The sequence below is a fragment of the Nostoc sp. C96 genome, assembly GCF_059384975.1.
Window position 1 is genome coordinate 51285 of record NZ_JBXUHI010000002.1, and the last position, 21670, is coordinate 72954.

Sequence of the window (21670 nt, forward strand, 5' to 3'; positions counted from 1 at the left end):
ATATCATGGCACTTTTATGTTAAAACCATGTCAGTTTTATGGTAACTCTAATTTTATAAAAATTAAGCTATGGAAAACTTATGGTAAACCTCTGGTATTTTTATGGCTTTTTTCTGGCATTTTTATGGTAAATTTATGACACTTTTAAAAACCCCTTTTTCGCACATTATGCCTAAAAAATTTGGCAAGAAATACGGGTTAGTTTTAGAATTAAAATAAGCAAAAAAATTTTTATTGGTATTTGAATTATTAAATACTACAAAAGTAACATTTAGCTGAATGCTAACGGGCAAAAATACTAAACCACAGCAAGCAGTAAACTACTTCATGGAAGAATATAGCCATGAAGTCAAAAACTCTCGCTGGTTTGGCAAAGGTGCTGAAAAGCTTGGACTGTCAGGAGCAATTAACAATAAAGAAATTTTTACCAATATCGTGAATGGACGATCGCCAGATGGCAGCCAAACCCTCTACGCTAAAAAGACAAGCTCCGAAAGATTAGCAGCTACTGATTTCACCTTCTCTGCACCAAAGAGTGTAAGCCTACAAGCGTTAGTAGGTGGAGATGAAAGGCTAATTAAAGCTCACTCTTTGGCAGTGCAGAAAACATTGGAGTTGATTGAGTCTCGCTATAGCTTTACTAGAACTACAACAGATACAGGACGAGAACCTACCAGAACAGGGAATTTAGTAATCGCTGAATTTGACCACACTGAAAGCAGAGAGCTAGATCCTCATTTACATACTCATACGCTGATCATGAATATGACTCAGCTTGATGATGGTAAATGGCAAAGCCTCTCAAACAGAGAAATTTTTAAAAACAAGAAATTCCTCGGTATGGTCTATCAGCATCACTTAGCATCTGAAGTTCAGAAACTAGGTTATAAAGTAGAACCAAGGAAACACGGACAGTTTGAAATTAAAGGTTTCCGCGAAGAAGACTTAGAGGAATTTTCTAAACGCAGACAGCAGATATTAAAGGTAGTAGGGGAAAACTCAACCTGGGCAGAGCGAGAGGGGGCTTGGTCAATTACTCGTGCAGCCAAGCAGAAGATTGCCCCAGATGAACTAAAAGCCAAGTGGCAAGAAGAAGCACTTTTCTTTGGCATTGAATTTATACACTGGGAAGCTCCACAGCCTGACTTTCAGCCGAGGTCTATTAACCAAGAGCATTTAGAAGCCGCGATCGCTCACTGCTCAGAACGAAATGTCTCCTTTACCCAGGAGGATTTAGAGAAATTCATCCTTGAGCAAGGGCTGACTACAGACATAACTCAGATTGAACCACTAATTCAGGTTAATACTGAATTACTCAGCCTGTCCGAACAAAGACGCGATTTTACTACATTGTCGGCAGTCAACAGAGAAATAGCAACTATTAAGTTGATGCAATCTGGGCAAGGAAAAGTTAACCCACTGGTACACCCAGAAATAGCCGAAAGTTATTTAGAAAAAACTGCTCTAAATCGGGATCAGCGTCGCGCCGTCTTAGACGCAGCAACTACAACTGACCAATTTACAGCATGGCAGGGAGTCGCCGGGGCTGGTAAGACTTTCGCACTCAAGGAACTGAAAGCGATCGCTGCCATCAGTGGCTACACTATTAAAAGTTTTGCTCCCAGTTCAATGGCGGCTAAGGTTTTGGGGCAAGAATTAGATATTCAAGCTGAAACTGTTGCCAGATTGTTAGTCTCCGAACCACCAGAACAAATTGAACCTTATCAAATCTGGGTGGTGGATGAGGCAGGTTTACTCAGTGCTAAAGATGCCCTTACTCTTTTAGAACGGGCAGAAAAAGAGGAAGCCAGGGTTTTGTTAGTAGGCGATACAAAGCAATTGTCAGCTGTAGAAGCTGGCAATCCCTTCAAATCGCTGCAACAGGCGGGGATTAAGACCAGTTACTTAAACGAATCTAATAGGCAACGTGCGCCAAAACTGAAACTGGCTGTAGATTTGATTGCCTCTGGCTCTATTGAGGAAGGTTTTAAACGTCTGGATGAGAACGGCTGCATTGAGACTGTAACACCAGAATCAAAAATTGCAGCGATCGCAAATGAATATATAACAGCCACACCTGAACAACGGGCGAAAACTCTAGTATTAGCCGGTACAAATAAAGAGCGATTGGCTATCACCCAAGCCATTCGAGAACATCTCAAGGCTGAGGGCAGTTTGGGAACAAATGCTATCATCACCCAACTGCAAGCCAAAGATTTAACTCTTGTACAAAAGCGTTATACCCACAACTTTGACAAAGGTGATATGGTCATGCCCACCCGCAATTACAAACGCCGGGGGCTAGAGAAAGGCAAGCTCTATAAGGTTGTGGGCAAAGACAATGACAGCCTCACTCTTAGAGATAGTGATGGTAAGCATTTTCAAGTAGATACGGGATTTGATAAAGCAGTTTACCAATCTCTTGAGATTGAAATCGCTGTAGGCGATCGCCTACGCTGGACAAAAAACGACCGTCAATTAGGACGGCGCAACGGTCAGGAGTTTGTCGTTAAAGCAATTGCTGATTCTGACGCTCAAATCGAGTATTTAGATAGTGGTCAAATTGAATTTATTGATTTAAAACAAGCACAACATTTAGATTATGCCCTCGTCAGTACAACCTATAGTAGTCAAGGGAAAACGGCTGATAGAGTTCTCATCGCAGCAGATCACACTATTGGACAAGAAAGCTTTTATGTTGCTGTTAGCCGTGCTAGGTATTCCTTGAAGCTCTACACCGAAGATAAACAAGATTTACTCTCCTTAGCACAATCGAGCAAAGCCAAAGAAAACGCACTGTCTTTACTACGCCAAAAACAATTGGAGAAGCAGCAAGCATCACAGCGGATAGCAGACGCTTCATCACCAGTCACAATATTAGTAAATCAGCCAGCTAAAACTGAATCTAAACCTAATTCCACTCCACCACTTCCTAAACCATCGCCGGTTAAAACACTACGACAGATAGCATTTTGGACTCCTAGCAGTTCTCATGAACCTCCAGAAACACTTGACGCTCAACACTGGCGGGAATTGGTAGAAGGTAGTGCTATTCATCCGGCGATCGCCGCTTTAAATTTCAAGTCTCTGCATCAGGGTTTTGAATGGGAACATGAAGCATGGGAACATTTAATGTACAGTCAGCAGCTACCACGCACCAATACAGGTAGACTTTCTACAGGTATGATTAGCAAATACTCTCATATCGAGGACGGTGGTTGGTGGTGCGATGCTGGCGTTAATCCCAAATCTTTCGCTAATTTGCAACCAGGGGATCAACCCGATAGAACATTGTGGGGATGCTACAAGCCGAATAATCCCAGGGAGAAACCTGATAAACCAGGCAAATTCATTAAATATGAGCATCCACCTAAAACTGATTTAAGTATCTTCCTGTTAGATGTGCCTGATGATTTAGCAGACCGCATCTATAAAAAATATGGAGTCGAGCCAACCCAAGCAGATCGCACTAGTGGCTTTTGGTATTGTGTCTGGAAACATAACCTCCCAACCACAATTACTGAAGGGGCTAAGAAAGCTGCCAGTTTATTAAGTCAAAGTCATCCGGCTATCGGTTTGCCTGGGATTTATGCTGGTTATCGTAGTAAAGACGAGTTCGGGGAAAAGGTGAAAGCTAAACTCATGGATGAGTTAGCTGTTTTCGCCACTCCAGAACGCGAAATCACTTTCTGCTTTGATTATGAAACTCGACCAGAAACTAAACAAAATATAGAGATTGCCATCTCTCGCACTGGGCAACTGTTGGAGAAACAAGGAGCCTTTGTCAGTGTGGTAACTCTGCCAGGGCCAGATAAAGGTGTTGATGATTTGATAGTAGCCCAAGGGCCACTGGCTTATGAAAAGGTCAACCATGAGGCTATAAGTTTACGAGATTGGCAGCAGCGCAATCAACAGCAACGAAAACCACCTTATCAACCACCTCGTAAACTCACACTGCAAGAACGTCAGCAAAGGTTAGCTACATCACAAAACCATATCAAGGAGCAAAATCATGACCTCAACCATCAGCAATCCCAGCACTCAGCCACCATCCGAAATCGCATTATTAATTCAAAAAATGGATCAACTGTTGATCAACCAAGCGCAGATGAATGCCAAAATCGAACAGTTAGAGTCTCAGAACCACGAATTGAGACAGGAAATCCACAACGTAGAACAAGCACAAGCCCAAAATTTGAGCGCGTTCTTGGAGCAATTAGCCGACACCTTGAACTCGAAGAAGTCGAGCAACTTGAAGGACACCTTAGAGAACTTAACAGAAGCCTTGCATCAGATGAGTTTCGAGGTCAAAGAACAGCGCAGCACCCAGATGACACTCAACAACTCAATACAGCAAGTCTTAACAACCCAAAAACTGATGTCAGCCTTAAATCAAGTGGACACGCTATAAATGCTATCTCTGAATTTTTAGACAACGCCGCTATTGAATCAGCTATCGATATTGAACGGTTGCAATCTCTCATTCGTGATTTGCAGCCCTCAAAGCCAGCACACATCGACCAAGCAACTCAACACAGGGCGATAACGGCGATCGCACAACACATTGACTTGGCAGCCGTTGAATCACCTGTATTAGTTCAGAAACTTGAGGAAGTTGTTGAGCAACTCAAACAGTTGCCTGTGCCAACTCCTCTCAATAAAACAGCGATCGCTCCACCATCAACAAAGAAGGTTTTAAATGCGATCGCAGATTTTGTGGAGCAACAAACATTATCATCAGCCCTAGTTGAAACTTTACCGCCTGTCATCGAGGCAGTTAAAGATAAAAAAAGGCAAATCCAAACAATCAAGGCTATTCCAGAAAATTCTCAATTGCCAGAATTTGAAGCATTTCAAAAATCTATCGATTCACTCACTAATCAAGAGCTACTGTATTTAGAGCAAGCTGTTAAAGAATATTTCTCACAACCAGTGGCTCAAAAGCCTCTGCCAATCGACAGGCAAGCCATTGAGAATCAAATTAACCAGTTACAGCAACAAATTAATAGTTTGTGGGAAGAACACGCTCAACAAGAAAAAATTATTAAATCTCTGGAGCGTTTACCATTCCACCAATTAAGTAATAAATATAATTTAGTGGTTAACCAACAATTGAAAACTATTAACACTATCCAAGAGCTATTTACTCAAAAACAACAATTAGGAACCTCTATAAAAGACTGGGAAATCCAGACTCAAAACTATCAATTTTGGGATAGGAAACAAGAAACTATTGATATGAAAACTCTTACTCTTGTTTTACAATCAGCACCATTACAAGAGCGATTATCTACTATTAAAAATGAATTATTGCGACAAAAACAGCACCAACAATCTCAATCAAGAATTAGATATCAAAACAGCCAAAACACAAATCATTTTATGGGCTTAAGGCGATAAAATGCTCTTTCATTTTCCTAGAAAAAGAGTATTACTAGTAGGATTCAATCTCAATAATATATTATCATAATATTCTGTTATCATAAACACAATAAAGCTCGTCACTCCAATTCCAATTGTTCTTGTCCAGCCAATATTATTAGGCAATATAAATAATTGTACTAGCCCCATAATAAAGACTAGCATCAAAAAAAACCCGATTAGCTTTCCAATTCGGATAAAAATAGGACGTATCCAAACCATTAAGTAAAAAATTAAGTAGATAAAAACTCTTTTGATTGTCAAGCGTTTTATCATAACAAACATCTTTGTATATATAAATTTAGAAGCCAGGAGTCAGAAGCGATACCCTGAGCTTATCAAAGGTTCAGAATTTAGAAGTAAGTAGGTGGACACGAAAATTTATAACTACGTTACTGCAAACGAAAAAAAGTGGAGTCAAGCAATCGTAAGGGTTTTGAAAAATTTATATTCTGTTACATAGTTGGGTTTATTCGTACCTGCCTGCTTATTTAGTAGATTAGTAAATTGATTCATCAAATATTTCTTCTAATTCTTTAACCCTTCTGAATCCTGAATTCTTAAAAAACGTTATCTTCTAGGTTTGATTGATTGTGATTGTGATTGAGTGTGATTACTTTTTAGATAATCAGAAACTACCTGTCCTACTTCCTCCAAAGATTCAACATCTTTCTCTGTAGCTTGAGTAGTCAAACTATTATCTACCATGACTGCCCGACCATCTTTGGCGGTAACAGTAATGCTATCTCCTTTTTGGTAAAAATTGTAATTTTTACTTTCATAACTTCGGGAACCATCAGAGTTTTGATTTCCAAATAGACGTAGCATAGAATCTATGCTTTTAGAAAAAGCTTTACCCTTAACTTCCATCACACTGTTAGTCACTTTTGTTACGTTCTCTTTGACAGTGTGATTGACTCTTGAGTGTATATCACCAACTGCTTTAGTTACTTGCTTATGAACTGTATTTACTTCCTCAGAAATTTTACTTTGAATAGCACTTGTAGCAGCTTGATGACGTTCTATGCCATACTGAACTTCGTTACTGGCTAATTGCTTAACTTCAGCAATCCCATCTTTTACTACACCTACTTGTGATTCAAACTCACTTTTAATAGCCGCTATTTGTGATTTCATCTCTGCCTTAACAGATTCCATTTGTTGATTAATCTGCTCTTTTAAAGCAGTGATTTGAGTCTCTAATTGAGCTTTGACTTTATCAACTTTAGGTGTCAGCGCAGTTTTTACTTGTTCATAAAGATTTTTAGCAGTATTCTTAGCCTTACTCTCAATTGAGTTAAGCCACTTACTTAGACTTTCATTTTTAACGACAGGAAGATTCTGTTTATTTATTGCCTCCAATCCTTTTTGTAATTGCTCAATGGTTTTTTGCTGTGTATCAAATGCTTGCTTAAGATTAGCTAAATCTGTTGATAGCTTTTGAGTAGATTCAACACTTGAGTTCTCTTGCTGAACAAACCTATCAATCACAGCCTGCTGGTCTTGAACTTTTTGTTGTAAAGATTCTACTTGCTTTTGAAGACTTTCAATACTTGATGATTCCTCTACAGATTCAGCTTGTCGAGACTGTAGTTGAGTTTGATTTAATCCAAGTTTATCAGTTAAAATTTTTCCATCTTTAGCATGATAAACTTTCTGATTGCCTACCATTATCCGCACAGAACCTTTTAGATTTTGTGGGTCATTGATAGCAGTTTTAATTGTCTCAACCACTTCTGGGGTCATCAAATTTACAGAAATTTCACCATCAGAACTAATTTTATACTTTGCTTTACTACCAACATAAATTGATAAATTTTTACTGGTATCTAAGGATTGAAATTTACCCTTCTCTGATAACTTGTTTAAAATGTCATTAAGGATTTCTAGATAATCATGTTGCACTTGTTTAGCTTCAGACTTTATTTCATCCATGATTTTCTTACTCCTATAAGTGAATCAACAAGACTTGATGGACTTACTAATATATCTGGTAAAATAGCTCCTCCTAATCGATTAAGAATTACTTTCCCTTCAATTTCTATGTATGTCCATTGGTCATCAACTAAAACTGAAATTGTTTTACTCGTATCAGGTAAATTGGCTACGTCATAATCTTGTAGTTCCCCATTTACTATAAAAATATGAGGACTATCAGCATCTCCGTAGTAAACTTCAATAAATTCGGGAATATGATTTTCAGGAAATGGTGGTTCATCCCAATAATCAGCCGCATTCATTAGACTATTGCGATAAAATTCGTTATTGGCTAAAACCGCAATATCGAAAGGTAACTTACTTAATGCTTTTAATTCATAATCAGAAAATTCAATCATGTATTTTTCTCCTAAATATTCTTCATTCTGTCATTAGCTGCCACATAGTTATCAACTATTGGTAGTAATCTTTCTGCTTCTAAACGCCGTTTTTCTAACTCTTCTCCAGATGGTTCGCGTAAAGTAGAACGTAAAATAATTTTTTGCTGCACTTCATACCATTTCTCAATACTTTTAGCTACGCAGTCAACTGATAAAATATTTTCAGGAATTTGCTCTAATAAAGGTAATCCTACATCTTTACCAGAGCGAAAACCAGGACTGATAATTACTGCTCTACCAGGAGGTAAAGAATTAAATTGGCTAATTTCAAATAGTTTTCGGGTAGTATTTTGCTCAGAAATTGAAGTGCTTGCACCACCTTTACCGCCAAAGCTACGAGAGCGTTCTTTATGTCTAATTTGCTCATCACCTAAAAAGTTACTAAATCGTTCTGCTGCCACATCATCTTGTGGATTAAAGATTATTTTTGTAGCACAACCCCCAAATATTGCATTAGTAGTTTCTTTAGAATAAGCTTTCTCAAGTTGCGATAAATTTTGCAATCCTAATATAGAAATTAAGCCATCTTCACGGTTTTGATTGAGCCAATCTACTAAAGCAGGAAGATACAATGTTGGTAATTCATCCAATGCTAAAACTAAAGGATCTGTCCGTTTACCAGCTAAATTACGGGTACATAGAAGGTGCAGAATAGACACTAATAAAGGAGCAATTACATCTCTTTTCTCCTTATCCATACCAAACACCACCATTTTTCGTCCTTTTAAATCCAAGGGTATGTTTGTTTGGCCACAAAATGCAGAAAGCGTTGATGGAGTCATGAAGCGAGTAAAAAGACCACTTGCTGTACCCACAATACTCGCTGCTGTTTCTGGGCTACCTGCTACAGATAAAAATTGCTCAAAAGCCACTCTGACCCAAGGGTTTAAATCAGCTTGTTGAATGCGTTCAATCAACTTAGGTAAACTCAGAATCGCATGGCACATCATAATATCCGGGAAGTTTGTACCCTTTGCCAGCATGAAGATAGCTTGTGCTAACTGATCCCCTGCATTCACAAAAAATCCACTTTCGGAAGAGTCACCACCTGATGAGAGTTTAAAGTTTTTATTCAGGACGATCGCCAATTGGCGGGCCATCTCTGCATCAGTTTCGCTCCGCAGAAAATCTAGTGGATTAGCTACACATGACTCTTGAAATCCAGGGGCAAGAATCGACACCTCATATCCACGCATCGCAGCGTAACCTGCTATTTGAGGGGCTTGTCCTTTGGCCTCTTCTGTTGCTGATTTTTGTCGATCAAACTTAAAATCATAAAGAATGATTGGTATTCCTTGATCAATCGCAGACCAAAGCAAAGGATTAATCATTGATTTCGTCTTCCCCCCACCAGGGCCGCCACAAACAAAGATGCCTCGTTGGGCTTCCGGCAGATACAAAATTGAGCTATCTTCTGGAAGATTAATAATGCGTTTGTTACCTACCTCCTCAAAAGTAGCTCCTTTTGGAGTACCAACATAAAGAGCTACTCGGTTATGTTTGCGTTTTTGAATTAACTTCATGGCTAACTTCCGGGCTGCTGTTCTTTCTCTAGCTCCTGCCCACCTTGCCCTTGCTAGTTTACTTGATCTACCCCTAGCGTCTAAAGATTTAGCTACTACTAATGCAACTATAGATATCAGCAATGCTAAACCCATTGGCGAATAGAAAGTAGAGACAAAGTTGCTCGGAAGAATCTGGTTACTAATATTCTGTTGGGTCTGGGTTGTTGCACTCATTACCTTGTCCCCACAACCACTAACTCATTTTCTCTCACAGGTATCCAAGGTACTGGCCCAATAAAGTATGGGGTACAGGTCTTGCCTACAAACGGAATATTGGCGCAAATCCTGAAAAACAAGCCAAAGTCTGCTGTTCCTTGTGATTCATTCACTCCTGTCAGTACAACCTTAAAGGCAGATCCGTAAACAAGTCTACCTGTAGGTTCTTTGCTACCATTCACCCGACCCAGTAGCCCAAATCCACCCTTAACCATTTGAGAACCAAAGGCCCAACGTTTCCCGTAAAGTTCCCCTTGTTGCCCAGCTAAATCGCCTAACTCCATATACGCACATTCTTGACGACTTTCGCAAGCGACAGGAATGGTTACACTACTACGGTTAACACTGCCAGATATAAAGTAGTCTGAGCCGACTTTTGTATCTCCTTGTTCCGCTTTTCCCAAAACTAACGATGCAATACCAACTACATTAAACTCTGCATCAATCGGTTGAGGCATTTTATCAAATGGAATTTTGTTTAATCCTGGTACTTGATTAATAAAACTCTGTTGCCAACCTGGGAATTTGGCTAATTGTGTTTTACTTAGCCCTGGTACTGAATTAATTGGGTAACGGCTCAAATCCAGCTTACCTAATGGTGTATTAGCTGCTTGAGGGTTAGACTGTAAGACTCGTAATAAATTACCACTTACAGCAATTTTTAAAGGCTTTTTATTTGTGATTTTTGACTTTGTATTATCTGCAACTGTTAAATTAATAATTCTTTTTTGGGCAGCAACTTGATTAAATAAATCATAAATCGGTGGTACTTGGCTGATATCAAGGTTCCCTAATGCTGGAATTGCTTTAACTAAAGTGTTCGGGGTTTGCCATTGTAGCAATCCTAAGTCTTTCAGCGTCAATTGAGAAAAATCAATTGGTGCTATTGCTGATATACTTTCTAAACTGAAAACACTCATCTTAAAAGCATCTTCTACATCTCCTAACATGACTATCGAATCTATTTTTTGTCCCGCCGACCAAGAACGCGAAGGATTATAACCGATTTTGCTCACTAACTCTGGTGCAATATTTAGATATCCAGGCTGCCCAACTGGTGCTAAATTATTCCAGGTTATCTTTGACCAATCAGGTATTTTTGCTTCATATTGATGTAACGTGCGAGTTTCGGTTGGTATTTGGGCTTGGGTTTGTATTGGCGTAGTAGCCATTAATATTGTTGAAATTCCTAATAATATTTTTGGAAAATTCAGCATTTATCTTCCTCTATTTATTAAGCTTTCAAATAATGCGGCTGGGACACCAGATAAAGAAATCGCTTCTTGTTGACTCTTGCCTCTGCGTAATAATCGAATAGCATCTTGCAGTTTTCGCCAAGTCCTTGAATAGGGCTTAATTTCTTTATTAGTAACAGCTTGTGTTAGTCCATAAGCTAAAGCATTAGCATCATTTCTAGTAATTGAATTTCTCTCAGTTACTAATTTAGGTAAGGCTGGGTTAGTCGTTGAATTATTTGCAATATTTGTAGAACTAGGAGGCAAGCTGTTACTTCTCGTTTCTGTTCTTTGTTGGGTAACTGGCTTGGCTATTATTACAGGTTTTTTGACTGTTACAGGTTTTTTTGGCTGTTGAACAGGTGGATTTGTTGTTACTAATTGAGGTGTTTTTATACTTGTATTTAATATTGCTTGTCGCCCAATTGGTGAAGGTTTTTCAGATTCAGGGTGAATAATTAGACTTGTATAAGATGGTTTACCACTAGCTGGAGTTAGCTGAAATTGATAATGTTTATCTCCTTCTGCGCCGTCCGTAATAATTGTAATTATTGTACTCCCATCTGGAGAGGTTGTTAATGAAGGAAAATTAATTGGCTTTATTTGTCTTATAAATAAGACTGTAGCTCCTCCTGTTCCGCAGCTTTCATCATTATTTGATGTACTGCGTTGACATAAATTACCATTGGAAGTTAACGCAAATCTTGATGGATCTCCTAGCCAGACTTGCTTGATTTTTTCTCCTGTAGGTATGAAGTTAATCGTTAGTCCGTATCCTTTCCAAACTTTTAAATTAATTCCTCTACTACTGCTTGATTGAGCATCTTGTGAATAGACGTTTCTCGCTGCTGGTAAAGCTAAAGATATACCAGCATCACAAACTAAAGTAGTCGCCAGTAGCACAGCTAGAGTTTTCATATTGAAATAGATTTATTAACAAAAATTTGGACTTGCTTACCAGCTTCAATTACAAAAACTTGTTGTTGCTGTTCTAGCCCTCGTAATTGCTGCTCATTGGCAGTTTTCATTCTCTCTAAAACTTCATTAATACTCCCTTGAGCAAAGCCAGCTACTAAATTTTTATCTGGGTTATCAATTGTCGTTGTTGTACCTAATGAGCTAATTGTTGTTTGTGTATTAGCTCGATTTTGTATCTCTGCTGCTTTCGATAATCCAGATAATAAAGATGCCATCAGTGATGCACCTAAATTATTTCCACCTTTACGAGATTTAGCTTTTAATAAATCGCCATCTTTACCTAATATCAAAATAGAATTTGTCGGCAATTGTTTTTCTAGGGTTCCTCCATTACTATTGATTAGTGCCGATGTCGCTTTCATTTGTACAACTTCCGAATTAGTCGTGCTGATAGTTGCTACAACATAACTACCCTTGGGTAAAACTTCAGAACCATCAAATCCTTTTAATGGTTGAGTTAATCGAATCAAGCTATTTTGTTGTTCCTGATTACTATTACTACTTACCCATGCGATCGGCGTTTCCATCACTCCGGTGGCACGAGTCCCTACTAATACTTGCTTGCCTCCATGATTAGCTGGTATTGAAAAAGACACATTTTGATTCTGATTTGGGTAAGAGCCATTGACTGCTTTTACTCCTATACCTCCTTCTACCTGAAGATTTTTTAAATCTGGTTGCTCATAGTTGCTTTCATCATTATTAGAAGAATAAATCCCCACATTTGAAGCTGCTATCCATTCCTGCATCGGGTCTTTCGCAGTAGGAGTAGACTTTACTGGTAATGGTCGAGAATTGTTCACTGCCACTTGAGGTTGGCGAGTAGAAGGGGCAGGAGAAAATACCCTTCTAGGTGACACATTATCCGCAGTCTGATAACTTCTACTAGGTGCTTGGTAAACTTGGGGCTGTCTTGGGGTTACTGGCTGCGCTCTTACTGTTACAGCTGCCGTAGTTGTTGGCTTTGCTATTGGTAATGGGGTTGCTGCTACCGCATCATCTTTTTTCACGATCGCCTGCAATTCGCTTTTCTGGGATGTAATTGCGATCGCTGTTTTTAACTCTCCTTTTTCGTCTTCTTCGTTGCTTGCTTTATTGGTCTCGAGTTTTCGCAGTCCTAGTATCGGGTTGATTGCTAGGGGAATTTAAAGCATCTGTCAGTGAGCTAATCATTGCCCCAAAAACAATGACTATTAGTAACACTCCTCCAGATATGGTTAATCCTTTTAAAATTGGATGTGACGCTACAGGACGAGTAGTGACAATTTCTTCTAACTCGTTTGGTGGTACATTATTCGTTGACTCAGCTGATGTTAAATCAGTTGTTGTAGCTTCTTTAATTTCTACCCCATTCATCCGTGCAAATTCTTCGCTACGATTGCCATTGCTGTTAGTAGCTGTCATTGCTGGGTTAGATTGCTCTTGCTCTACAATTTGGTTTGGCATAAAGCTACCTTCCTAAATCTAAGTCTTGAATTCGGTAAATCTCCATCCCTGCTTTTCGTGCGTTATAAGCTGCTAACATCTGGGCTGAAGGATTATTTGGTAATGGTAGAGTATCAATAGCTCTCACAAACACAGTTTTATTAAATGAAATTGCCTTGCCTGCTTGGTCTTTACCTTTGAAAATTACTAAATTAGCTACCATATCTGTTCGCCATTGACCTTCTGATATTTTTTCTGGTGGAGATATATAACGAACTAACAAAGCCGATTGTGTTTCTCCAGTAAATACATCAGATGGTGTTAGTCCTGCTATTTCTCGTAAAAAACTAGCGCGAAAATCTTCTGATAATGCGAATCCTGCACCCCATGTATTTGTAGTTAGTTTTTTATCTCCTATTTGCACTCCAGAGTCTAGTTTTAAATTTCTTGGATCTAAGTTTTCATCTGATTTTGGTACAGCATTCCAACTCATCAAATTCATCATAGTGCGACCAACAAAATTCATAATTGCTTGGTCGGTACGCTCTTTTGCTCCAATTGGAATAGCTCTAATCGGTGTTCCATCTTGTAGTTCTACTAAAGTTGGTTTATTATTAGCAATTTTTCCTAGCCTATTTGAAATAGTTAGGCAGATAAAAAACACAAATATTAAAATTACTGTTTGCCCTAGAGATAGTAAAGGCGTAAAGTTTATTTCTTTTTTATCAAGTAATCTCATCTGAATACTCTCCCTGAGATTAACCTGCCACTGCTAGAAAAACCGGAAAAGGTCGCCATACCTGCTCCCGCACCCATCGCTACAGCCAAAATTGGCGAGAGAATTGCTTGTACTAACTGCAAAAATAGAGGATTACTATTACTAGCATTGACAATGGAACTAGCAGCAATTCCACAAACTATAGAGTACGATATCAATACTAAAGTTAATGCCAACCATCCTGACATCCACGCATAAATAGGTTTAGCTCCCAAAGGTAAAAGTGAAAGCACCAGAAATATAGGCGCTATGTAGGCATTCATCAAAAATGATACTTGCACAACATATTGAAACCCTGCTTGCAAACCACTAAATATTATCCATACCAAAGTTTGAACGGCTGAGTTAACAAACTGTCCGGCAATATCCTTTGGATTCCAACTATTTGAATATGATGATAAACCATATTTTTCTTTATACTTTTGAGCATTTTCCTTAGCTTGATTTATTTTTTCTTTTTTACATATCTCTCTAGGATTAATTGGTTCTCCTTTGGCGTTTACTCCAGTCTCCGGTTGTTTTTCACATTCTTGCAATTGTGCTTGAACTGAAAGTGCAAATGCCTGATCCATATTTGTTGTACGGATAGCATCTCTTAAAGTTACCCCATTTCTGGTTATACTTAGTACCCTATCGTTTAAGCTAACTGCTATATTGCGAAACATTAAAGATGTATTAGCTAATAACTGCCCATTATTAAGTGTCAACATTAAACAAACTATCAATGGGTAAATCATCTCAGTAAGAATTTCATTATTTAATCCTTCCTGAGTTAACCGAGAATACCAACTAACAGACCAGAAAGAAACCAAAATTACACCAAATAAAGCAGAAACTTTTACCACTGCTTCATAAACTGCACTTTGACCATTAGCTAAATCTAACCAGTCTTGGTTAAAGGCAGAGACAACAATACGAGAGCCATTAATAGCTCCATCTACAATATCTTCTGCATTCGTATCTCCAGTTACTTGCAGCCAGTACAAAGTTAATTTAGTGATTAGCATTGTTCAATTCCCAAAAAGCATCAGCAAATGCGGCTGTATTTAAGATTTGTTTGGCACTGGAATTAGCTTCAATTTGTTCTTTTCTAGAATTCTCATCTAGCCTACTGGAGATATCACTCAAATTAATATTTGCTGCTGATAAAGCTCTCGTCTGTTTTTGTTCTTCACTATGAATCGATTTCGTCATAATGGCTGTTTGTAAATTTTGCATAGCCATTTTTTTCAAAATATCTTGAGTAATCACATCATTTTGTGATTCATCTGATAATGCCGATGAAGTTTCTACAGCGTAATTACTCATTTCAGCTTCTTGTGCTTGAGTTAGTTGTCCATCTTTACCTAAAACAGATCCAGATAGCCCATAAGTATAGACTTGATGCCATCTTCTCTGAGCATTTTCACCTTCGCTCTGAGAATCAGTTTGAACTAAATCAGTATCTTTTTTTTGAATTACGGCCTTAATGTTTTTACCTGCTGCTAATGGATCTGGTATGCCCATTACTCCATTCGTAGAAGTGATGGCTATATCTAAATCGTCATCTTCATTTCCTTCTTTATCTTTATCATTAGAGTCTTTTGCTTCGTTAGCAAATTCTTGTTTATATAAATCAATGTACGATTGCAAACTTATCATTACTTGCTGTAATTGTTGCAAGAATGAAGATTTCGCTGCAACTGGTAAAATCGAAGCAACAATGAATACAAACACAAAACTACTAAAAAATACTGAACGGCGGCAGATATGGATTAATATCGATTGGTTGAGCAATTTCATATAAATTCTCCAAAGATACTGTAAAAGGTTGGGGTGAGCAAGTAGATATGACTTCTACTTTATTTCCTAAAACTTTGTTACCAGTTACCATTAATGGTTCTGGCGGATATTTTTCAGGTTGCTTTGATAATCTTTCAAAAAGCTTGCCTTCATATCTTGGATTATTAGGTATTAAAGCTACTGCCTTATCATATATCAATACATATTCTTTATCAGGCTTAAACTCAGTAGTTATTCCAGGTTGATTTAATTTAATTCTTAATTTATCTTGGGTTGTACTTGCATAATAGGCTGCTCTCAAAAATTGATTATTCTGTACATATTTCTCAGCTATTTTCAAGCTTTGCTGACAAGCTTGCTCCTTTTCGACAATATATTTTTGATGTTGTTCTTTATTCCATTTCCAAACTGTAAAAGACAAACCTGATGCTACAACTCCCACAATAGCTAACAAGACTTTATAGTTAGCAAATCCAGTTACTATTTCTATTTTTTTCATAATGGTTTACCTTGCTTAATACATTCCACATAGTAATTAGCAAACTCGGCTACCCATTTAAATTTATCCGGGTACATTGCTTTAAATTTGTCACGGGCTGCTTGTTCTTCTCGACTATTGGCTACTAATGCCAACATTGGATAAGAAGGATAGTAACGACAGCGCACATATTTTTCTTTATAATCCAATAACCACAACGTATATAGTTGTTTGAAGTTGGAAGAAAAACTTTCATTTTTACTAATAATCTCTTTTGGTATTCCTAAATATTCTGTGAAACTTCTAGCCGCCCCTGGAACTATACGTCCAATTAAACGGCAAGGCATATTCTGTAATATTTGCTCTCCTGCTTCTGAATTAGCAATCGACAGAATATCTTGAGCTGCTAACATCACACGACAGCCTCCTTTACGAGCAGTAGCGCACTTACGCCCTACCAGCCGTGATAATGCCGAAAAGCGTAGTAGTACGCTGGCTTCATCCATAAAGAAAACACTATTGGGTGCTGATAGAGATTGGCGAGAAGCAGCGATATACGCGCTCATCCCTAACACTTCCGCATCTTTGCTTAACTGCAAGTTAGTCAATGCAAAGGTAATCAGCTTGGCCTCTGTATCAAATGTAGAGGGGCGACAGATTGCTTTCCCAATACTGCTATTTTTCCAATATTGAAACCGTAAACGGATGTAATTCAATGCTCGGTCAACATTTTCATCTTCATAGCCCAATTTAATATGCTCTTTCGTAAAAAAGTATTCCATGTCTGCAAGTGTTGGGGTGTTATCCCAGGCCGCAGAACCCAATCCTGCTTTCTTTGCTTCAGCAAAGCGTCTTTGAATATCGAGATCATCGTAAAAGGCTTTTGTTCCCAATGGGATAAGTGACTCGATTGTCTGTGATAAAAATCCATCAAAATCTTGAGTTCCCAGAACTAATTGAAGCACAATTAAGTTCACATCATTTCTGTGAGCTTGAAGTCTATCTTTCCATTCTTTAACCGGGACTTTTGATAAGTCCAATGGTTGCACTAGATTATTAGATTCTTTGGAGATATCAAAATAAAAGCCATTGTGATACGGTGTATAGTCCCCAAATGTCCCTGTTCCGTCATCGTTCGGCAGATCAATCATTAGCACACTCATATCTTGAGCTTGACATTCGGCAATGATTGACGATACTAAAACTGACTTGCCTGAACCTGTTGTACCTAGTATTAATATATTTTTGGTTGTTGATAGGTCGATTTTGACTGGCGAATCACTTTCATCAGCAATTAACTCAAATCCTTTCTCATCTGCTTGGCTATTTTGAACTATATTAGTTAGTCCTAAAATTTCACTGGCGAAAAAAGCTAATCTTCTATTATATGGTCGCAACAATATCGGCTCTAATCTCACTAATAAGGTTTGCAACCATATTAGCCAAGCATATTCAACTTCACGGGTTAGCTCTGTCGGTTGTGTGACATACCCTGAAATCAATCGGCAAGCATCATCAATTTCTTCTGGTGTATCTCGATAAACCAGAACTATTAAGCTTAAATTTAATGGTACATCTCCCGTATATAACTGTCTTTGGGCTTCTACCGAGCGTTCCACATTTATTTGAGCAGAAACATCAATTGATTTTCTCTGCTGTACATTTATATCCAACGCTCTAGAGCGTTTTGTTATCATCTGCTGAGTAGCGCGTGTTATGCCTTTATCAGCCGGAGAAAATTCCGTGATTACTTCCACATCAAAAATATTGTTCCGCGAGAATATATCCCACAAAAAACGAATTTGATGTCTCGTAGAAGCAAAAATTTCCGGTTTTCGAGTCAGTACCATTACGCCTACATACTTATTACTTTCTCCTTTTGGTAAACATACCCATCGTTTATCAGCAAACGGTACACCTTTATTTAAAACTGTTGAGGTTAAGTGCGGCTGATTGATAATTTCAATGGGCTTGTCAAATCCAGCATTTTCATCAATTTCTTCTCTTAACCCTTGCTCATCAAATACCAATGTATGCGGGATGATTACCTCTTTAGCTCCGATATTCTGGCATAGTTCTTTCCATAAATCTTTGTCTGTTTTAGGCTGTGGTTTCAAGCCCATTTGAATTAAAATCTGCTGATATCTTAGTGAAGCTTCTAAGCCCTTAGTTAAAATTTGGGTTAGCCGTTTTTTCGTTAATTGATTTACTCCTGAATCTGTAAATCTTCTTTGTAAAAAATTTGCAAGTTTGACTAAAAATTTATCTACTGGGTCGGCGGTTTCTAATGCTTCTGAAGTTACAGTAAACGACCAATAAACATTGAATTTAATATTCTTTCTAGCTTTAGACTTTGTAAGCTGTTGAGTTCTTGCCAATCTTCCCCAATCTAAAAATTCGCACTCTAGAGAAGATGGATTCTCAATTCGCTGCATTAAATACTGTTCAGCATCGCTATCCTCACAAAAAGAACTCCACCTAAAAGTAAGTTTTTCACCTTGAGGAATTTCTTTACAACTACTTTCAAAGGCTTTAGCTAATGCCTCTATTTCTTGTTCTGAGTTGAATATGGGATGAATCCCAGTGCATGAAAAACCAAATATTAACTGTAAAGTATTGCTACTTTCAGCCAGATTTTTTTTACTTAATAAATAAGCCCCAATCAGATACGAATCTTTTTTTAGTCTGACTATTGTTGTTAAATCTAGCCAATCTTCAAAAGGATTGAGAACTTTTGGTTTAGATGAACGTGTTAGTTTTACTCTTTTCGTGCCTACTTTCTTTTTTAATTGCGGCGATGTATAGGTTGCATATCCTCTTGTCCATCTTGGGACAACTGGATACATCTTTGACCAGTAAATGTGTGGTCTATCACCTGATAGTAATGCAACTGATAAGCTCACCCATATAGAGCAGCCAAGTCCCCAAAAAATATTTATCCCAATAATTAAATATAGTAGTCCGAAGACCACACAGAATGTACCAGCAAAAATTACAAACTGTCGGCCTGTAAATGGGCCAAACTTTGGGCTTTCACCTAAGCTCTGATTGACTGTCCTAATTTCTTCTCTCATAGAGCTTTCAGCAGTTATTCAAAATGCACATATATCCATATCCCCTGATCAATAAGGGAATTATGCAAAACTTATATCAGGCTTAACCATTTCCAATTAGTTACAAATGCCGTTACCAAACAATAAAGATTGGAATAATACGATGAGTACCACAGCTATGAAAGTAAATATCGGCTGCTGTATTACATTGCTTACTTCTTCTCCTCGTCCATAAGCTGCTACTCCTTGGAAAACCGAGAAGCAGAAGTAACCAAACAAAACTATTGTTAATCCTGTAAATAAAATCATTGGCAAGTTATTCAGCACTACGCTATTAATTCCACCACCAACTGAAGCACCACGAATCATACACTCCATCGCTGTTCGGGCATTAGTAAACAATTGGGCTTTTGCGGGTTTTGATTCCAATGCTATTAGAATTGTTGTTGCAACTGATACTAATTGCCAACGTACTTTAAACAACCACTGAACTATACTTTTTGAAGCTCTGTTTTTATTCAGCATAGATTCTCCAACCAGAGTGGTATTTACTGGAAAGTGCTTTCTTTGCTAAGTGAAAATTTTGACAGGCTTTTGCACTATTAGCTAATGTGCAAGCAACAAAACAACTTTAATATGAATATTATAAATTGAAGTATACAGCAGAAACATTGCAAATTGCTATTTATTAAATTATCAGGTCTTATTCAGATATCTAACTTTTGATAGTTGAGAGTTAAATATTAATTATGAATTTGTTAGCTAATAAAATAATTGCATAGATAGAAATCAATAGTTGTTATTTATAAAGTTTAAAAACTTGTTCCTACTGCATATATATTGATTGTTAGATAATTCCTTTCTCTCAAAATGTCTTTTTTATTACTCCATTTTTTTAAAAAATATTTAAAGCAACATCAAACTTTTCGCTTTTTTACCTTAGTATACGGTTGTTATCGATAGTCTACCACAGTATACGGTGGACTTAATGATTTTTACACCTACTCAGTGTTTACTCGTAAATTATTGAAAGATTAGACTTGTTAGCTGTGATTTTTACTGTCATACTTTTGCGTATTACTTAGTATTTCTGTGACATTATTTGAGATTATGCGAGGCGAGGACGGAAGATTTACACCCCAACCCGATAGTTTGCATCCTAAACCTGCCTGTATCAAACTTCCGAAACCAATTCGTGATTGGATCAAAGGCAAGGGTACAGAATTTCATCGCCAATTAGTTATTGATGCTTGGAAAGCAGAGGGACACCCCGACCCAAAATCTCTAGCCTGAGTCAAGGATCACCTCAGACTCAGGCTAATCTTACTGCGATCGCTTGCCCCAAATGTACTTGCGATCAATTTAAAGTTTTTTTGATTCAGCAAAATGAAAAAGATGAAGCCCGACCGCAGTTGCAGTGTACTTTTTGTGATCACATCTTTTTCGCTTAATCAAATTAGGGGTTATATTTAAAATTTTTCTCTCATCAGTCAATCTGACAACTGCGCGAATAGAGCAAGCGTTTTCTCCACTCCTCCTTTTCCAGTAACGCCCCCCACAAATTAAACTCAACTGCACGTTTAGCGAAAAACAAACACGAATGACTTAACTGTTCGAGCAGTTCATTTGCTTGTGCTACTGATAAAGTTGGTAGAGGTTCAACTGTGGTTTTCGTTGCTGCATCTGGACAAAACTGACGTATTACCCACAACACACTCATATCTTGTGTTAAGTGTCCATCTAAAGAATAAGTGCGATCGCTCTGGTCATAATTGCCTAGTTGTTTGATTTCTCTATGGGTTGCATATCCCCACACTCTGACTATTCCATCCTCAGCATTCACTTGTACTGCTAAATAATAATCGCCTGCCCAAGAAGGAATATCTATCCATTCCTGGGGGATGCGAAGTTCGGTTTGCTCAATTGCTTCGCTAGGAATCAATACTACTCTTGTAGATTCAAAATCTATAGCCGTACCATTCACGAATTCCCAGCAGCTATTGATCCATGAGGCTTTCATTCCCCATCTCTCTTCTAGCTCTGGTAGAACTGCCAATAAAGATAGCTGATTGGTATAAGCACTAAAACGAGTAGCGGCTGTGCCTAAACACTGAACTTGATCCCAAACCCTATCTTGTTGCCCTGGTGGAACTTCTAACACTAAATCCATCGAACACCTCTGAGTAAGTTTCTAAAAAGGCGAAAGAAACAAACAAGACGTAAGATAATTCCAGCAACTTCGATTTAGTCATCCGCCATTATCTAATCCTTGCTAATGGCTTTGCAACGAATAATTCTTTTTGTACCACTACTGGATTCAACTGTAAATTTACTCTTGGATCTAATATTTAAAGTGGTATC

General features: G+C 38.0%; 16 protein-coding genes. 2 read left to right on the forward strand and 14 right to left on the reverse strand.

What is annotated here, in order from left to right; translation table 11 throughout:
- Positions 1-279 precede the first annotated feature (279 nt).
- On the forward strand, positions 280-5400 hold the full coding sequence (mobF, locus tag AC504W_RS28425; RefSeq protein ID WP_494879809.1) for a MobF family relaxase: 5121 nt from the start codon (positions 280-282) through the stop codon (positions 5398-5400).
- Between the two features lie 591 nt (positions 5401-5991).
- Here mobF and AC504W_RS28430 read toward each other — a convergent pair.
- From AC504W_RS28430 to AC504W_RS28490, 13 genes are all read right to left on the reverse strand, one after another.
- Positions 5992-7356, reverse strand: coding sequence for a hypothetical protein (locus AC504W_RS28430; protein WP_494879811.1), 1365 nt, complete (start codon positions 7354-7356; stop codon positions 5992-5994).
- On the reverse strand, positions 7344-7757 hold the full coding sequence (locus AC504W_RS28435) for a hypothetical protein (protein WP_494879768.1): 414 nt from the start codon (positions 7755-7757) through the stop codon (positions 7344-7346). Before AC504W_RS28435 ends, AC504W_RS28430 begins: the two co-directional genes overlap by 13 nt.
- Before the next feature lie 11 nt (positions 7758-7768).
- Positions 7769-9538, reverse strand: coding sequence for a type IV secretory system conjugative DNA transfer family protein (locus tag AC504W_RS28440; protein WP_494879813.1), 1770 nt, complete (start codon positions 9536-9538; stop codon positions 7769-7771).
- Entirely contained in the window at positions 9538-10797 is a 1260-nt protein-coding gene (locus tag AC504W_RS28445; protein WP_494879815.1) for a hypothetical protein, read from the reverse strand. Before AC504W_RS28445 ends, AC504W_RS28440 begins: the two co-directional genes overlap by 1 nt.
- The gene (locus AC504W_RS28450; protein ID WP_494879817.1) at positions 10798-11733 is read right to left on the reverse strand and encodes a hypothetical protein; all 936 of its coding nucleotides are present in this window, start codon (positions 11731-11733) and stop codon (positions 10798-10800) included. It lies immediately after the preceding gene.
- Positions 11730-12803 carry a TrbI/VirB10 family protein gene (locus AC504W_RS28455; protein WP_494879819.1) on the reverse strand — a complete coding sequence of 358 codons (1074 nt, stop codon included), beginning with the start codon at positions 12801-12803 and terminating at the stop codon, positions 11730-11732. Before AC504W_RS28455 ends, AC504W_RS28450 begins: the two co-directional genes overlap by 4 nt.
- 82 nt (positions 12804-12885) lie before the next feature.
- Positions 12886-13239 (reverse strand): hypothetical protein, encoded by a 354-nt coding sequence (locus AC504W_RS28460; protein ID WP_494879821.1) that lies wholly within the window; start codon positions 13237-13239, stop codon positions 12886-12888.
- Positions 13240-13243: 4 nt separating this feature from the next.
- A complete protein-coding gene (locus tag AC504W_RS28465; RefSeq protein WP_494879749.1) occupies positions 13244-13957 on the reverse strand; it encodes a hypothetical protein in 714 nt (237 codons plus the stop codon).
- Positions 13954-15003, reverse strand: a complete 1050-nt coding sequence (locus AC504W_RS28470) for a hypothetical protein (RefSeq protein ID WP_494879823.1) — start codon at positions 15001-15003, stop codon at positions 13954-13956. Before AC504W_RS28470 ends, AC504W_RS28465 begins: the two co-directional genes overlap by 4 nt.
- On the reverse strand, positions 14990-15778 hold the full coding sequence (locus AC504W_RS28475; protein ID WP_494879825.1) for a hypothetical protein: 789 nt from the start codon (positions 15776-15778) through the stop codon (positions 14990-14992). Before AC504W_RS28475 ends, AC504W_RS28470 begins: the two co-directional genes overlap by 14 nt.
- Positions 15720-16277: a hypothetical protein gene (locus AC504W_RS28480; RefSeq protein WP_494879827.1), complete on the reverse strand. Its 558-nt coding sequence runs from the start codon at positions 16275-16277 to the stop codon at positions 15720-15722. The genes AC504W_RS28475 and AC504W_RS28480 overlap by 59 nt, the downstream gene beginning before the upstream one ends.
- Positions 16274-19330, reverse strand: coding sequence for a helicase HerA domain-containing protein (locus AC504W_RS28485; RefSeq protein ID WP_494879829.1), 3057 nt, complete (start codon positions 19328-19330; stop codon positions 16274-16276). The genes AC504W_RS28480 and AC504W_RS28485 overlap by 4 nt, the downstream gene beginning before the upstream one ends.
- A 96-nt stretch (positions 19331-19426) precedes the next feature.
- Complete coding sequence (locus tag AC504W_RS28490) at positions 19427-19834, reverse strand: hypothetical protein (RefSeq protein WP_190968801.1); 408 nt, start codon at positions 19832-19834, stop codon at positions 19427-19429.
- A gap of 585 nt (positions 19835-20419) precedes the next feature.
- Here AC504W_RS28490 and AC504W_RS28495 point away from each other — a divergent pair.
- Entirely contained in the window at positions 20420-20602 is a 183-nt protein-coding gene (locus AC504W_RS28495) for a hypothetical protein (RefSeq protein WP_494879831.1), read from the forward strand.
- Positions 20603-20795: 193 nt separating this feature from the next.
- Here the strand turns inward: AC504W_RS28495 and AC504W_RS28500 are convergent, their stop codons facing one another.
- Complete coding sequence (locus AC504W_RS28500; RefSeq protein ID WP_494879737.1) at positions 20796-21479, reverse strand: DUF1822 family protein; 684 nt, start codon at positions 21477-21479, stop codon at positions 20796-20798.
- Positions 21480-21670: the final 191 nt, after the last annotated feature.

Bases quoted from the DNA above. Each gene is read 5' to 3' on its own strand.
- mobF (WP_494879809.1), top strand. From the start codon at position 280: ATGCTAACGGGCAAAAATACTAAACCACAGCAAGCAGTAAACTACTTC.
- AC504W_RS28430 (WP_494879811.1), bottom strand. From the start codon at position 7,356: ATGGATGAAATAAAGTCTGAAGCTAAACAAGTGCAACATGATTATCTA.
- AC504W_RS28435 (WP_494879768.1), bottom strand. From the start codon at position 7,757: ATGATTGAATTTTCTGATTATGAATTAAAAGCATTAAGTAAGTTACCT.
- AC504W_RS28440 (WP_494879813.1), bottom strand. From the start codon at position 9,538: ATGAGTGCAACAACCCAGACCCAACAGAATATTAGTAACCAGATTCTT.
- AC504W_RS28445 (WP_494879815.1), bottom strand. From the start codon at position 10,797: ATGCTGAATTTTCCAAAAATATTATTAGGAATTTCAACAATATTAATG.
- AC504W_RS28450 (WP_494879817.1), bottom strand. From the start codon at position 11,733: ATGAAAACTCTAGCTGTGCTACTGGCGACTACTTTAGTTTGTGATGCT.
- AC504W_RS28460 (WP_494879821.1), bottom strand. From the start codon at position 13,239: ATGCCAAACCAAATTGTAGAGCAAGAGCAATCTAACCCAGCAATGACA.
- AC504W_RS28465 (WP_494879749.1), bottom strand. From the start codon at position 13,957: ATGAGATTACTTGATAAAAAAGAAATAAACTTTACGCCTTTACTATCT.
- AC504W_RS28470 (WP_494879823.1), bottom strand. From the start codon at position 15,003: ATGCTAATCACTAAATTAACTTTGTACTGGCTGCAAGTAACTGGAGAT.
- AC504W_RS28475 (WP_494879825.1), bottom strand. From the start codon at position 15,778: ATGAAATTGCTCAACCAATCGATATTAATCCATATCTGCCGCCGTTCA.
- AC504W_RS28480 (WP_494879827.1), bottom strand. From the start codon at position 16,277: ATGAAAAAAATAGAAATAGTAACTGGATTTGCTAACTATAAAGTCTTG.
- AC504W_RS28485 (WP_494879829.1), bottom strand. From the start codon at position 19,330: ATGAGAGAAGAAATTAGGACAGTCAATCAGAGCTTAGGTGAAAGCCCA.
- AC504W_RS28490 (WP_190968801.1), bottom strand. From the start codon at position 19,834: ATGCTGAATAAAAACAGAGCTTCAAAAAGTATAGTTCAGTGGTTGTTT.
- AC504W_RS28495 (WP_494879831.1), top strand. From the start codon at position 20,420: ATGCGAGGCGAGGACGGAAGATTTACACCCCAACCCGATAGTTTGCAT.
- AC504W_RS28500 (WP_494879737.1), bottom strand. From the start codon at position 21,479: ATGGATTTAGTGTTAGAAGTTCCACCAGGGCAACAAGATAGGGTTTGG.